Genomic DNA, 13,405 nt, shown 5'->3' on the forward strand with positions numbered 1-13,405 from the left:
CACCGATTTGTATAACAAGGTTATGAACTCAATAAGCCTTATATTTAGAGAAGAGTTTCTTTATGGGTCTCTTTAAGACTTGTAAGGCCATGGAGTTCGAATTCATTGACCGTTGCTTTTTCTTGAATAAAGGTGTTTCCATTTATTCTTGCTAACCAAACAAATTGATCCCAATCACCTAAAACACAGCGTAGATATTGATCATTTTTATGAACATCAGGTCGATGTGTGTGTCCGTGTATGACGGTTTTGCAATGGTGCTTAGCTAGAGAGCTCTCGACAGCTGATGCAGTAACGTCCATTATTGACATCGATTTTTCTGAAGCCATGGATTTGCTGTCATTACGAAGTTGAGCGGCTAAAGCTAAACGCTGTTCAAGTGGCAGGGCTAAAATATATTCTTGCCATGTACTAGAACGGACGGTTTTTCTAAAGGCCTGATATTCGGTGTCAGATAGGCAATATTCGTCGCCATGAGTTAATAAAACAGAAAGATTACCAAGGGAAAGCTTCGTTTGCTCAGGAATAAGTGTTGCGCCAATCCGATTGATCCAATCGTTACCAATCAAAAAATCCCTATTGCCATGTAAAAAATACAAAGCGATTCCAGATCGTGACACTTCTGCTAACGCATTTTCTATTGGAGTATTCCAGTCAGCCTGAAAATCGTCGCCGATCCAAGCCTCATAGAAGTCACCTAAAATGTAAAGTTCTGCTTTTTCATTAAGGTCAATTAATGCTTTACTCATTTGGATAAACGCTCGGATTAAATCCGGGCGTTTATCGCTAAGATGCAAATCTGAAATAAAATAACGGATCATTATTTGACTAATTCAGCGCTTTCAATGATAACGTCTTCAACAGGCACATCTTGATGGCCTGACTTCATGGTAGTTTTTACTTCTTTGATTTTATTAACCACGTCCATACCTTCTGTTACTTTGCCAAATACCGCATAACCCCAGCCATCTGGCGTTTTGCTACGGTGGTTTAGGAAGCTGTTGTCGGCTACGTTAATAAAGAATTGCGCAGAAGCGGAATGTGGATCCATTGTACGAGCCATCGCTAATGTGCCAACTTCGTTTTTAAGGCCGTTATCTGCTTCGTTTTCGATTGCTGTGCGAGATTCTTTTTGCGTCATTCCTGGCTCAAAACCACCGCCTTGAACCATGAAGCCATTGATTACACGGTGAAAAATAACACCATCGTAATAGCCAGAGGTAACATACTCTTCAAAGTTCTTTGCTGATTTTGGGGCTTTTTCGTAGTCTAGTTCAATATGAATGTCGCCGTGATTCGTATGTAGAATGATCATTTAAGATTCCTTATAAAATTAACGTGTTAATGTAAAAATATATTCATGTTCAGTCAATGTTGAGCATTTTATGTGTTTGTAAGCTAAGACGCCACCTTGGATGTGATAAACAATACTTTAAAGTGGCTTGCTGGGTATCCATTAATGGAATTTGGTCCTTCGATAAGTGACTTTGGTCCATAGGTTGTAAATAGAAGTGTGAAAAATTTAATGCTTCAAACAGTTCTGGTGAAATATGAGATTGAGGATAAACCAGTTTAAGTTCATCGCCTCTGGTTACAATTAAAGGTTTTGCTGTTTTCGGGCTAACACAGATCCAATCGATGCCTTGAGGTAATGGTTGAGTGCCATTTGTTTCTATGGCAATCGTGTATCCGTGTGATTTCATTTCAGTAATAATGTCATCATCAAGTTGCAGTGCGGGCTCGCCGCCCGTAAATACAACGTATTTATGCGCTTGGCCTTCTGGCCATAGAGCATCAATATGAATTCGTAGTTGTTCAGCGGTTTTAAATTTTCCGCCGTTCTGGCCATCAGTGCCAATAAAATCTGTATCACAAAATTGGCATTCCGACTTAGAGCGAGTTTTTTCTAGACCGGACCACAAGTTGCAGCCAGTAAAACGACAAAATAGAGCAGGGCGTCCTGCGTGAGCGCCTTCGCCTTGCAACGAATAAAAGGCTTCTTTAATAGAATACATTGGGTTACACCATTTACATACTGACAAGCAGTGTCTCGAAAAACAGTCGAGGTAAGGGTTATAACTTTAGTTGATAATTTAATGGCTAAACTGGGCATTTGTGGAACAAAAACCAATTAGCACTAAAGCAAACACACTAAAATCAGAATAAGTTATTTGTCTAACTCGGTGGTTAAACTTCGTAATCTAATGGATCTGTTTTACCTTGTTCAGCAAACGCTTCTAAGCGTTCATAGCAGGCACCACATTTCCCACAAGACTTTTTACGGCCATTATAACAAGTCCATGTATTGGCATAGTTAAGATCCATATCCAATCCGGCTTTCAAAATTTCGCCTTTTGAAGAATGTAAAAACGGTGTGACGATTTCTACCGATTGGTAATTGGCAATTTTAGATACCGCGTTCATGGCTTCCACAAATTCTGGACGGCAATCAGGGTAAATATGATGATCGCCAGAATGAGCACCGTAATACACTTTGCCAGCTTCTAGGGAAACGGCATAAGCAATCGCCATAGAAAGCAAAACCATGTTGCGGTTAGGCACTACGGTGGACTTCATGTTGTCGTCTTCGTAATGGCCTTCAGGAATTTCTGCATCGCCAGTTAGCGATGAGTTAGCCATTAAACTATTAATTGCAGTGATATCGACAACTTTATGGGAAACGCCTAACTCACGACAGACACGTGCAGCGACTTCTAATTCCTTACTGTGCTTTTGTCCATAGTTAAAGGATAAAGCATAAACATCCAGTCCGTTTTGAATTGCTGTATTCAGAACGGTAAATGAATCCATTCCTCCTGAATACACAACGACGGCTTTTTCAGACATCTTTTGGTTCCTCAAAATAAGCCTTATCTGTTGCTGCAAAAACAACAGTAACTAGGCGAGGGTTGATAAAGCGCGGAGTATAGCAGACAGGCAATCACACAAACTAGAAATCTAAGAGGAAACAGGGCTTGTAACGGCTGGAAGTTTACGATATTTTTATATCCGTAACTGGTTACCTAATTTTTGGTAACCTTAATCTATTGTGAAACTTTTATATGTTGGAAACTTCATGGAACAGTTCGGAGTACTGACACTTGGCAGTCGACTAAAGCGGTTAAGTGACCATTTGTTTATTCAAGTACAAGAAATTTATTCTCAGTGTGACATCCCCATTTCTTCAACGTATTTCCCTATTTTGCGCTTGTTGCAGAAGACAGGCAGTTTGTCTGTGGTAGAAATCGCTGAGCGCTTGCACTTAAGTCATCCTGCGGTGAGCAAACAAACCACCAAGATGATCAAAGAAGAATTGCTAGAAAAAACACTGGATGAGCAGGATCAGCGAAGGTCGGCGTTGCGATTATCACAGTTTGGTTTGAGTGCTATGCAGAGCGTAGAGCCAGTACTTTTAGAGATGAAATTCGTGCTTGAGAAAATGACGGCTTTTTCAAGTTCTCATTTCATGGAAGGCTTGTCTAACTTGGAGTCACAAGTTTTAAACGGGAGTTTGGCTGATAAGGTTTTAGATCGTTTAGAGCCTATTCAGATTGTGATGATGGAAGAACAGCACAAGAAAGCCTTTTATGACCTCAATATGGCGTGGCTAGAGCATTATTTTCCTGATCAAATTGCGAATAAAGATCGCATCATATTAAGTGATCCAGACAACGAAATTATTGAAAAAGGCGGCACCGTTTGGGTCGCCATACGAAAGAAACAAGGTTTAGACTCTGTTGTTGGTACTCTTGCTTTTGCGCCTGTAGCGAATAGCGAAATGAATGTAAAAAGCGCTGAGATATTTAAACTTTCCGTAGCTGAGCACGCTCAGGAAAGAGGTGTGGCTCAGTCTTTACTCTCCACGGCAATAGAGTTTGCCGTCAAAAACGATTTTCAGACTTTGGTATTAGAGACTGCATCATCTTTGCTTTCTGCAAGACGACTGTATGACAGAAATGGTTTTGTTGAAAAGCCATTTCCTAGTCCATCCCTTTATGAAAGAGCGGATGTTTATATGGAAAAAATCATTAATAACCCGTGCGTCTAAGGAGGGGGGATGAGTATGTTGAATGAGATGCAGCGTGGTGGTGTGGCGTCGATTCCTATGATCGTGGGCGGAATTCCTTTTGGTTTACTGTTTGGATCCTTGGCTTCAAGCAATGGTTTAAGTCCTTGGTTTGCTATTGCCATGTCTGTTTTTGTTTTTGCTGGTTCAGCGCAATTTGTAGCGCTTGGTTTAATTGCATTGCATGCGCCAATTTGGGTGATTGTGTCGACCACTTTTATTGTGAATCTGCGTCATCTTTTGTATGCCGCGGACATGGTGAAATTTGTTAAGCATCTGCCTATACCTTTGAGGATAGTGATGGGATTTGGGTTAATTGATGAAACTTATGCCGCTGTACGTCCAATGTATGAAATAGGTTCAGCCGATAAGCAAAATGGTCATAAGGTTTATCTGGGCTCATTCCTTTCGTTTTATCTTATGTGGAACATCACAACTATTTTAGGTGTGTTGTCTGGGGAGCTTATTCCTGGAATGAGTGAGTGGGGGCTGGAGTTTGCTATGGTGGCGACTTTCATCGGCATTATTACTCCTTATTTAAAGCAAAAAGCTTTTTGGCTTTGTTTGCTGAGCGCAGGAGGGGCTTCGGTTATTTTGTCGGAGTTGCCTAATAATTTGGGATTACTGGTCTCTGCATTAATTGGTGTAGTAATGGGCTATATTGCGGATTTACCTAGACCCATTGTTCATTCAAATGATAATGGTGAGGTAAAAGAATGACATTTTGGCAAAGTTTTTTGATCATTCTGGGGATGTTTGTTGTGACTTTTGGTATTCGGTTTGCGTTGTTCGCAAGGGCCGATAGAGTGGTAATGCCTGCTTTTGTTGAGAAGGCTTTGAAGTTTGTGCCTGTGGCGGTTCTAACAGCGATTATTACTCCAATGATACTAACACCTAATCATCAAATGGAAATTTCATTGTCTAATCCATGGCTGCTCGGGGCACTAACTTCTTTTATTGTTGGAATTTGGCGTCAACAGCAATTACTAACAATTCTCGTCGGCGTTGTAGTTTTTTTCGTGGCGAAATATGGTTTTTCTTTATAAAAAAGTAAAAAAGACAGAAAAGATTTTCTGCTCAATATCCCATGGAAACCTAAATACTATATACTTGCCAGTCAAAGTAACAATATTTAGATCAACACTTATCGGGACTTACATCAAACATGTCAGAAACGTCTAAACCAGGTAATTTCATTACCCAAATCATTGATAAAGATAACGAATCAGGCAAGCATGGCGGCAAGGTTCTTACGCGCTTTCCACCTGAACCAAATGGCTATTTGCACATAGGTCATGCGAAATCTATATGCTTAAATTTCGGCTTAGCGCAACGTTACAACGGTCAATGTAATCTACGTTTCGATGACACTAACCCTGAAAAGGAAAGTGTTGAATATATTGAATCCATTAAAGGTGATGTTGAGTGGTTGGGCTTTGAATGGAAAGATGAACCAAAATACGCTTCTGATTATTTTGATCAGTTGTTTGATTTTGCTGTACAGCTTATTCAGGCTGGTAAAGCTTATACTTGCGAGCTTAATGGAGAGCAGATGCGCGAATACCGTGGCACTTTAAAAGAGCCAGGTAAAAATAGCCCATACCGCGACCGAAGCGTTGAAGAAAATATGGCCATTTTCATGGACATGAAAAACGGCAAATACAAAGACGGTGAAGTAGTCTTGCGTGCGAAGATTGATATGGCTAGCCCTAACATTAATCTTCGTGATCCTATTATTTATCGTGTCCGTCATGTGCATCATCATCAAACAGGTGATAAGTGGTGTGTTTACCCAATGTACGACTTCACTCACTGTTTATCTGATGCTATTGAAGGAATTACACACTCTGTGTGTACGTTAGAATTCCAAGACCATCGTCCATTGTATGATTGGGTGTTAGAAACATTAAATACGGTACATCCTCAGCAAATCGAATTTGCTCGCTTGAACCTAAACTACACAGTAACAAGTAAGCGTAAGTTGAAGCAGCTAGTGGACGAGAAACATGTGCATGGCTGGGACGATCCTCGTATGCCAACGATCTCTGGTTTGCGCCGCCGAGGATATACAGCGCTGTCAATTCGTAACTTCTGTGAGCGCATTGGTGTAACCAAATCGGACAGTGTTGTGGATATGGGAATGTTAGAGCATGCCATTCGTGAAGACTTAGATGCGAATGCTAACCGTGCTATGGCGGTTCTTAACCCAATTAAAGTGACGTTGACGAACTATCCAGAAGATAAAGAAGAAATTTTTACGGTAAGCAATCACCCTAAAAATGAAGAGGCTGGTACTCGTCAGGTGCCATTTAGCAAAGAGTTATACATTGATGCCGCAGACTTTGCAGAAGTTCCACCGCGCAAATGGAAACGCTTAACGCTAGAAGGTGCTGTTCGTTTACGTGGTGGTTATGTGATTACCTGTGATGAGGCGATTAAGAACGAAGCGGGAGAAGTTGTTGAGCTACTTTGTCGTTATGATGAAAATACCCTTGGTGTTAACCCTGAAGGTTATAAGCCAAAAGGTGTGATTCATTGGGTAAGCGCTAAACATGCCGTTGATGCGACTGTTAACTTATATGATCGTTTGTTCATTAATGAAGCACCAGATGCTAATCATGAAGATAAAACTTTCTTGGACTTTATTAACCCAGATTCATTAACCGTGTTAACAAACGCGAAAGTTGAACCGTCCTTGTTGGAATCTCATAAAGGACAAGGTTTCCAGTTTGAGCGTGAGGGGTATTTTTGCAGAGATCTAAATGAAGAAGGTATTGTATTTAACCGTACCGTAACGTTACGAGATTCTTGGGCGAAAATCGAAGCAAAAGGGAACTAAGCGAATGCTGAAAATTTATAATACCCTCAGTGGGAAGAAAGAAGTTTTCAAACCAATTGAAGAAGGCAAGGTTGGTATGTACGTGTGTGGTAACACCGTCTATGACTTTTGCCATATTGGTCATGCGCGCGCCATGATTTCTTTTGACATCATCTCTCGTTTCATTCGTCATCTAGGTTACGAATTGAATTATGTTCGTAATATTACAGATGTTGATGACAAGATCATAAAACGTGCTGAAGAAAATAACGAGACAACACAGTCTCTGACTGAGCGTATGATTGCAGCTCAACGTGAAGATGAATTGCGTCTTGGTAATAAAATGCCGGATCGCGAGCCGAAAGCCACAGAGTTTATGCAAGAAATTATTGATATGGTGCAAACCTTGATCGATAAAGATTTTGCTTATCAAGGGGCTTCTGGTGATGTGTATTATCGAGCAACCAAGTTCAAGGAGTACGGTAAATTAAATAACCGTAAACTTGAAGATATGTTGGCAGGTGCGCGCATCGATGTTGAAGTGTCAAAAGAGCACCCAGCTGACTTTGTTTTGTGGAAGCAAGCAAAACAAGGTGAGGTGTCTTGGTCGTCCCCTTGGGGCGATGGTCGCCCAGGTTGGCATATTGAATGTTCTGCTATGTCGACTAATTGCCTTGGTAGCCATTTTGATATTCATGGTGGTGGACCTGACCTTAAGTTTCCGCACCATGAAAATGAGATCGCTCAGTCTGAAGCCGCGACAGGCAAAGATTATGTGAATTATTGGATGCACTGTGGAGCGGTGCGCGTTAACAATGAGAAAATGTCAAAATCTCTAGGGAACTTTTTTACAGTACGTGATGTGCTGGAAAAATTTAATCCTGAAGTTGTTCGTTATCTTATGGTTTCAAGCCAATACCGTAGTGCGATTGATTATTCGGATCAAAGTTTGTCTGAGGCTAAGGTTGCTTTGGAGCGATTGTACACCGCCTTGCGTCAACAGGAAGTTGCTGCATCATTTGAGCCTACGGCCTTTACTGGGCGCTTTGAAGAGGCGATGAAAGACGACTTCAATACCGCTGTTGCTGTGTCTGTCTTGTTTGAGCTTGTTCGCGAGCTAAATAAAGCCAAAACAGAAGATGCTGGTAAGGCATCATTGTTAGCGGCTGAGTTACGCTCCTTGGCAGGCTTGCTTGGTTTACTCTATCAAGATCCCGAGTATTTTTTGCAAAACAGTACTCTGTCAGAAGGGCTGGATGAAGCCTCTATTCAGGCTTTGATTGATGAAAGAACACAAGCCCGTAAAGATAAAAACTTTGCTCGCAGTGATGAAATTCGTGATGAATTAGCTGGTCAAGGTATTGAATTGCTCGATAGTCGAGAAGGCACTACTTGGACACGAAGTTAAGTTGCTGATTGGAAATGTAAAAGGCGATGTGGTCACATCGCCTTTTTTATATCGTGTCGCTAGGGCGTTATTCTTGGTCTTTTACCACTTTAACGGCTAAAACATCGCAAGGTGCGCCGTGTAAAACACCGTTAGCGGTTGAGCCTAATAGAAGGGCAAGGCCATGGCGTCCGTGACTACCGACAACGATGAGGTCGACTTTCTTTTCTTCTGCGATGCGGTGGATTTCACTTTCAATACCACCTTGTGAGATGCAGCTCTCTTGCACAGGGAAATCTAATTGAGCTTCTAGAATGGCAATGCGTTCTTTGGCTGTTTCTTGTAGTTGCGCTTGAATGTCGGTGATATCAATCGGAACATCACCGCCGTAGGCGTAATTTAAAGACTCGATAACGTGGAGTATGGTAAGTTCCGCACCGGTAGTTTTGCACAATGATACGGCCTTATTGGCCACCTTGATACTTTCATCCGTTAGATCAACAGCGAGTAGAATTCTGTTATACATCATAGAACACCTCCGAAAATTGGCTCAATTCATTAATTTTAGTTTAAAACTAGAGAGACATTAAAATATGACTGCTCTTATTGTTATTTTTATTACATTATCTTTAATGGGGTCTGCTTTATGGATTATGCCTCCTAAAAAAGAGCGTCAACGCATGGCGCTACGTATGCAAGCTCGTCAACTGGGTCTTACTGTTCAGCTTACATCAATTGACCTTCCTGACAAGTGGGATAAGTCAATCAATCATCAAAAAACAATAGCGTATTCTGTATATCGTTCAAAACCAGTTCAAACATTGCCAGAATCTGTGTGGCTGCTGCCTTACGAAGTATGGAAATATCACTTAATAGCGGACGCTTGGTGGGCTAGTTATGATATTTCGCTTTCTGATGAGGCTAAAAGAATGCTTGAACAATATCGTGATGTCATCATAGGTATCAAGATTACACCAGAAAGTGTTTCTTTTTATTGGGGGGAAGCTGGGGATGAGACGGTTTTGAAAGACTTGGCGCATTTGATTTTTGGGTTAGCCGAATTAAAAAGTGTTAAGTAAAAGCATGATATGTGATCGCTTTATTGTTTAGGGAGTTCCAAATTATGCAGGAGTTCACTTAAAACGTCTTCAGGGTGTTCACTGTCTTTCATTGCAGCTATTTTTGGAGATAGAATTTCCTTCATTCTGTCTGTAATGAACGTTTTTAATGCATTCTTTTCTGGCCTTTCTGTTGCATCGGATTTAATGTGCGACAAAATTACGCCATATAGTGTTTGTGCAACACGCATATCGCCGCTATCAAAGTTTTTATTGGCTTGCACTATTTGGCGGTTTATTTGAATCCATAAATTAAGCCAACGTAAATATTCATAACAGGCTTGATAGTGAGCGTTGCTTATTCTACCTTTGCGGCGTAGGTAAAGTAACATTTTAGCAAGCTTTGTCAGGCGTTCTTTGTAGTTGGTTTTTTCTTGGAAGCTTAATAACTCTGGCTCTGGGGTGAATTCTAAAGGCTCTTCGTTACGACCTTCTTCGGCTGTGGCTATGCGAACTTCGATTTTTTCAGGGTCATCTGAATATTGCAGAAGCTCTCGAAGTGTGTCTAGATAGAAATCATAAAGCACATCGGTTGCAATTGTGTCTGTGTTAATGTCTTTTAGGCCACGGATGTGTTGTTCAACGCGATCGGCTCGGTTTGACAGTTGTAATTGTTTTACGCGACGCTCTGTTATTTCTTTTTCTTTTTGGTGAGCGCGTGATCCAATGACCACTGACAAAAGTACAATGATGATCAAAAAAGCAATGGTTAATATTTGAAGTGTAGCCATGATTGTCCTTAAGCGATGAATTCAGTATGTTAAATAAGAAATACTAAGTTCCGCAAGATTTAATATGTGAAACAATACAGGGATCACTTGTCATATAAAAGGTGTTTGCTTAATATCAGCGCCCCTAGAGATTAAACTTCGTGCAACGTGGATTTGCAGACCTACTTTTATAAAAGGCTTACACAGTTCAATGGGAAAATCACTGGTTATCGTGGAATCGCCTGCTAAGGCGAAGACCATCAACAAATACTTGGGTAATGACTTTATTGTTAAATCGAGTGTGGGACACATTCGAGACTTACCTACAGGTACGACTTCGACTTCTACGCCTCAAGAGCGAGCTAAGCAGGCGGCTTTGACTCGAAAAATGAGTCCAGAAGAAAAGCTTGAGTATAAAAGTAAAAAATCTCGTCAGCAGTTGATTTCAAGAATGGGGGTTGATCCTGAGAGTAACTGGCAAGCCCATTATGAGATTTTACCCGGCAAAGAGAAGGTTGTTGATGAATTAAAACGTTTGGCTAAAAACGCTGACACCATCTATCTCGCGACCGATTTGGATAGAGAAGGGGAGGCTATTGCTTGGCATTTGCGTGAAGCAATAGGTGGAGATGATAGTCGTTATAAGCGTGTGGTGTTTAACGAAATTACTAAAAAAGCCATTAAAGCCGCATTTGAAACCCCTTCTGAATTAGATATGGATCGTGTAAATGCTCAGCAGGCCCGCCGATTCTTGGATCGTGTTGTAGGTTTTATGGTATCCCCATTGCTTTGGGCTAAGGTTGCTCGTGGTTTGTCCGCAGGTCGCGTCCAATCCGTTGCTGTGCGTCTTATCGTTGAGCGAGAAAAAGAAATTCGTGCATTTGTTCCTGATGAGTTCTGGGAATTGGATGCCATGCTTGAAACGCCTTCAAAAGACGTAATCAAGTTTGAAGCCGCAAAATACCAAGATAAAGAATATCGCCCTGTTAATAAATCGCAATCCGATGAGCATGTTGATCGCTTAAAAGGTGCGAAATATCTAGTTAGTAGTCGTGAAGATAAACCGACTAGCAGTAAACCATCTGCACCTTTTATTACTTCTACCTTACAACAAGCCGCCAGTACGCGTTTGGGTTACGGCGTTAAGAAAACCATGATGTTGGCTCAGCGCTTGTATGAGGGTGGTTATATCACCTACATGCGTACTGACTCGACAAATTTAAGTGCTGAGGCGGTTGATTCCTTACGAGACTATATTTTGTCGAATTTCGGTGAGGCATACTTGCCAGCAGAACCGATACGTTACAGCAGTAAGGAAGGTGCTCAAGAGGCACACGAAGCGATTCGACCTTCTGATGTTAACGTGCGAGTAGATGACTTACAGGGTATGGAAAAAGATGCTCATCGTTTGTACGACTTAATTCGTAGTCAGTTCATGGCATGTCAAATGACACCTGCTGAGTATACATCTACCACGATTACGGTTACCTCTGGCGAGTATGAGTTTAAAGCGAAAGGTCGAATTTTACGCTTTGATGGTTACACTCGGGCCATGCAAACAGTGGCAAAAAAAGGCGAAGACAATACGTTGCCCGATGTGGGTAAAGGGGAGTACTTAACACTCCAAGAGTTACTTCCTGAGCAACATTTTACAAAACCCATAGCTCGTTTTAGTGAAGCTAGCTTGGTTAAAGAGCTTGAAAAACGTGGAATTGGTCGTCCTTCTACTTATGCGTCTATCATTTCTACCATCCAAGATCGTGGTTATGTGCGTGTTGAAAATCGCCGGTTTTATGCTGAAAAAATGGGTGATATCGTTACTGAACGTTTGGTTGATAGTTTTAATTCGTTAATGAACTTTAGTTTTACTGCGCAAATGGAAGAGCAGTTGGATGATATTGCTGAAGGTCACAAAGATTGGATTAAAACGCTGAATGCTTTTTATAAAGATTTTAGTTCGGTACTTGCTAAGGCTGAAGCGCCAGATGGCGGTATGATGCCGAATGAGCCGACACCTACGGATGTTGAATGCCCAACTTGTTCTCGACCTATGCAGATTCGTACAGCCAGTACGGGGGTCTTTTTATCCTGTTCGGGCTATGCGTTACCGCCAAAAGAGCGCTGTAAAGCAACGATTAACCTTGTTCGAGGCGATGAAGCTGTCGCTGTAGACGATGAAGAAGGTGAATCTAAAGCGCTGATTAATAAACATCGCTGTAAAATTTGTGGTTCAGCCATGGATAGTTATTTAATGGATGAGCATCGCAAGCTTCACGTATGTGGTAACAATCCATCTTGTTCTGGCTTTGAAGTCGAACATGGGACTTTTAAAATAAAAGGTTACGATGGGCCAACGCTTGAATGTGATAAGTGTGGTTCAGAAATGCAATTAAAAACAGGGCGTTTTGGTAAGTACTTTGGTTGCACGAATGAGGAATGTAAAAATACTCGTAAGTTGCTGAAGAATGGAGAGGCGGCTCCACCAAAGATGGACCCTGTGCCTATGCCCGATCTAGCTTGTCAAAAAGTAGAAGATCATTATGTTCTTCGTGATGGCGCAACAGGGCTGTTCCTAGCGGCGAGTCAGTTTCCACGCAAACGAGAAACTAGAGCGCCTCTTGTCAAAGAATTATTGCCTTATATGGATCAGATAGATTCTAAGTATCACTTCTTTGCGAATGCTCCAGTAAAGGATTCCGAAGGTCGCCCAACGATTATTCGTTATAGCCGTAAAACAAAAGAGCAATATGTTATGACGGAAAACGAAGAAGGTAAGCCAACTGGCTGGAAAGCCTTTTATGTTGGTTCTAAATGGGTGATTGAGGAAGGTAAAAAGAAATGACCAGTGCCAGTTTAGCTAGCCTAACCAATCAAAAGTTGGATACGGCAAGACGCTTTATACAGCAAAGTCAGGATTGTAATGAAGCATGGCTGAAGGTTGGCCTTGAAAGTTCGGCTATTTTCCAATTAAGAAGTGCGTTGAATGGGCTATTGAAAGAAGTCTCCGCTGCCTATTCTTTATCTGGCTCTCTGGAAGTGGCTAAGTTATTGGCTGAATCTGAAAAAAAGCAAATGGCTGTGCCAGTGTTAGGTGAGTTAGATGATTTGCTTTCTCGGCAGGATTCTTGGTGCTTTCTATTGAACCAGGCTTATTTGGTTCAGTATGAGTGTCGCGCTTCAATGTCTATGGTTCAAGCCGATGATTTAATCGGTCGTGGAGATGACGCTGGGGCGTCAGTGAGTTTCTATTTGACCAAGCTAGTCGAATTAGTATTACGTTTTAGAGAAGAGTCATCAGAGTATTGA

14 protein-coding genes are annotated in these 13,405 nt (G+C 41.4%); 8 read left to right on the top strand and 6 right to left on the bottom strand.

Going from position 1 to position 13,405, the window contains the following annotated elements:
* Positions 1-44: 44 nt before the first annotated feature.
* From C0J08_RS10415 to queC, 4 genes are all read right to left on the bottom strand, one after another.
* Positions 45-821 carry a UDP-2,3-diacylglucosamine diphosphatase gene (locus C0J08_RS10415; RefSeq protein ID WP_212656063.1) on the bottom strand — a complete coding sequence of 259 codons (777 nt, stop codon included), beginning with the start codon at positions 819-821 and terminating at the stop codon, positions 45-47.
* Positions 821-1,315: a peptidylprolyl isomerase gene (locus C0J08_RS10420; protein ID WP_212656064.1), complete on the bottom strand. Its 495-nt coding sequence runs from the start codon at positions 1,313-1,315 to the stop codon at positions 821-823. The genes C0J08_RS10415 and C0J08_RS10420 overlap by 1 nt, the downstream gene beginning before the upstream one ends.
* A 49-nt stretch (positions 1,316-1,364) precedes the next feature.
* Positions 1,365-2,015, bottom strand: coding sequence for a 7-carboxy-7-deazaguanine synthase (gene queE / locus C0J08_RS10425; protein WP_212656065.1), 651 nt, complete (start codon positions 2,013-2,015; stop codon positions 1,365-1,367).
* Positions 2,016-2,187: 172 nt separating this feature from the next.
* Positions 2,188-2,847: a 7-cyano-7-deazaguanine synthase QueC gene (gene queC, locus C0J08_RS10430; RefSeq protein WP_212656066.1), complete on the bottom strand. Its 660-nt coding sequence runs from the start codon at positions 2,845-2,847 to the stop codon at positions 2,188-2,190.
* Between the two features lie 229 nt (positions 2,848-3,076).
* Between queC and C0J08_RS10435 the strand changes: the two genes are divergently transcribed.
* The 5 genes from C0J08_RS10435 (at position 3,077) to cysS (ending at position 8,292) form a co-directional block, all read left to right on the top strand.
* On the top strand, positions 3,077-4,048 hold the full coding sequence (locus tag C0J08_RS10435) for a bifunctional helix-turn-helix transcriptional regulator/GNAT family N-acetyltransferase (RefSeq protein ID WP_212656067.1): 972 nt from the start codon (positions 3,077-3,079) through the stop codon (positions 4,046-4,048).
* A 9-nt stretch (positions 4,049-4,057) separates the two neighbouring features.
* Positions 4,058-4,786: an AzlC family ABC transporter permease gene (locus tag C0J08_RS10440; RefSeq protein ID WP_212656068.1), complete on the top strand. Its 729-nt coding sequence runs from the start codon at positions 4,058-4,060 to the stop codon at positions 4,784-4,786.
* On the top strand, positions 4,783-5,112 hold the full coding sequence (locus tag C0J08_RS10445) for an AzlD domain-containing protein (RefSeq protein ID WP_212656069.1): 330 nt from the start codon (positions 4,783-4,785) through the stop codon (positions 5,110-5,112). Before C0J08_RS10440 ends, C0J08_RS10445 begins: the two co-directional genes overlap by 4 nt.
* 119 nt (positions 5,113-5,231) lie before the next feature.
* Positions 5,232-6,905 (top strand): glutamine--tRNA ligase/YqeY domain fusion protein, encoded by a 1,674-nt coding sequence (locus C0J08_RS10450; protein ID WP_212656070.1) that lies wholly within the window; start codon positions 5,232-5,234, stop codon positions 6,903-6,905.
* Positions 6,906-6,909: 4 nt separating this feature from the next.
* On the top strand, positions 6,910-8,292 hold the full coding sequence (cysS, locus tag C0J08_RS10455; protein WP_212656071.1) for a cysteine--tRNA ligase: 1,383 nt from the start codon (positions 6,910-6,912) through the stop codon (positions 8,290-8,292).
* Between the two features lie 67 nt (positions 8,293-8,359).
* Here the strand turns inward: cysS and C0J08_RS10460 are convergent, their stop codons facing one another.
* Positions 8,360-8,800, bottom strand: a complete 441-nt coding sequence (locus C0J08_RS10460) for a universal stress protein (RefSeq protein WP_212656072.1) — start codon at positions 8,798-8,800, stop codon at positions 8,360-8,362.
* 64 nt (positions 8,801-8,864) lie between these two features.
* On the opposite strand from C0J08_RS10460, the gene C0J08_RS10465 reads away from it, so the two are divergent.
* Positions 8,865-9,350, top strand: coding sequence for a hypothetical protein (locus C0J08_RS10465; protein WP_212656073.1), 486 nt, complete (start codon positions 8,865-8,867; stop codon positions 9,348-9,350).
* A gap of 20 nt (positions 9,351-9,370) precedes the next feature.
* Here C0J08_RS10465 and C0J08_RS10470 read toward each other — a convergent pair whose 3' ends face one another.
* Positions 9,371-10,120, bottom strand: a complete 750-nt coding sequence (locus C0J08_RS10470; RefSeq protein ID WP_212656074.1) for a DNA topoisomerase I — start codon at positions 10,118-10,120, stop codon at positions 9,371-9,373.
* A 190-nt stretch (positions 10,121-10,310) separates the two neighbouring features.
* Here C0J08_RS10470 and topA point away from each other — a divergent pair, with 190 nt between their 5' ends.
* Both topA and C0J08_RS10480 read left to right on the top strand, forming a co-directional pair.
* Positions 10,311-12,941, top strand: coding sequence for a type I DNA topoisomerase (gene topA, locus C0J08_RS10475; RefSeq protein WP_212656075.1), 2,631 nt, complete (start codon positions 10,311-10,313; stop codon positions 12,939-12,941).
* Positions 12,938-13,405 (top strand): DUF6586 family protein, encoded by a 468-nt coding sequence (locus C0J08_RS10480; protein ID WP_212656076.1) that lies wholly within the window; start codon positions 12,938-12,940, stop codon positions 13,403-13,405. The genes topA and C0J08_RS10480 overlap by 4 nt, the downstream gene beginning before the upstream one ends.

Origin of the sequence: Marinomonas sp. CT5 (assembly GCF_018336975.1) — a bacterium.
In the GTDB taxonomy this organism is placed as follows: Bacteria; Pseudomonadota; Gammaproteobacteria; order Pseudomonadales; family Marinomonadaceae; genus Marinomonas.

What these genes read in the sequence shown, in the direction of transcription:
- C0J08_RS10470 (WP_212656074.1), bottom strand. Translation starts at nt 10,120, where the DNA reads ATGGCTACACTTCAAATATTAACCATTGCTTTTTTGATCATCATTGTA.
- C0J08_RS10450 (WP_212656070.1), top strand. Translation starts at nt 5,232, where the DNA reads ATGTCAGAAACGTCTAAACCAGGTAATTTCATTACCCAAATCATTGAT.
- C0J08_RS10420 (WP_212656064.1), bottom strand. Translation starts at nt 1,315, where the DNA reads ATGATCATTCTACATACGAATCACGGCGACATTCATATTGAACTAGAC.
- C0J08_RS10480 (WP_212656076.1), top strand. Translation starts at nt 12,938, where the DNA reads ATGACCAGTGCCAGTTTAGCTAGCCTAACCAATCAAAAGTTGGATACG.
- C0J08_RS10415 (WP_212656063.1), bottom strand. Translation starts at nt 821, where the DNA reads ATGATCCGTTATTTTATTTCAGATTTGCATCTTAGCGATAAACGCCCG.
- queE (WP_212656065.1), bottom strand. Translation starts at nt 2,015, where the DNA reads ATGTATTCTATTAAAGAAGCCTTTTATTCGTTGCAAGGCGAAGGCGCT.
- topA (WP_212656075.1), top strand. Translation starts at nt 10,311, where the DNA reads ATGGGAAAATCACTGGTTATCGTGGAATCGCCTGCTAAGGCGAAGACC.
- C0J08_RS10465 (WP_212656073.1), top strand. Translation starts at nt 8,865, where the DNA reads ATGACTGCTCTTATTGTTATTTTTATTACATTATCTTTAATGGGGTCT.
- C0J08_RS10460 (WP_212656072.1), bottom strand. Translation starts at nt 8,800, where the DNA reads ATGATGTATAACAGAATTCTACTCGCTGTTGATCTAACGGATGAAAGT.
- C0J08_RS10445 (WP_212656069.1), top strand. Translation starts at nt 4,783, where the DNA reads ATGACATTTTGGCAAAGTTTTTTGATCATTCTGGGGATGTTTGTTGTG.
- cysS (WP_212656071.1), top strand. Translation starts at nt 6,910, where the DNA reads ATGCTGAAAATTTATAATACCCTCAGTGGGAAGAAAGAAGTTTTCAAA.
- queC (WP_212656066.1), bottom strand. Translation starts at nt 2,847, where the DNA reads ATGTCTGAAAAAGCCGTCGTTGTGTATTCAGGAGGAATGGATTCATTT.
- C0J08_RS10440 (WP_212656068.1), top strand. Translation starts at nt 4,058, where the DNA reads ATGAGTATGTTGAATGAGATGCAGCGTGGTGGTGTGGCGTCGATTCCT.
- C0J08_RS10435 (WP_212656067.1), top strand. Translation starts at nt 3,077, where the DNA reads ATGGAACAGTTCGGAGTACTGACACTTGGCAGTCGACTAAAGCGGTTA.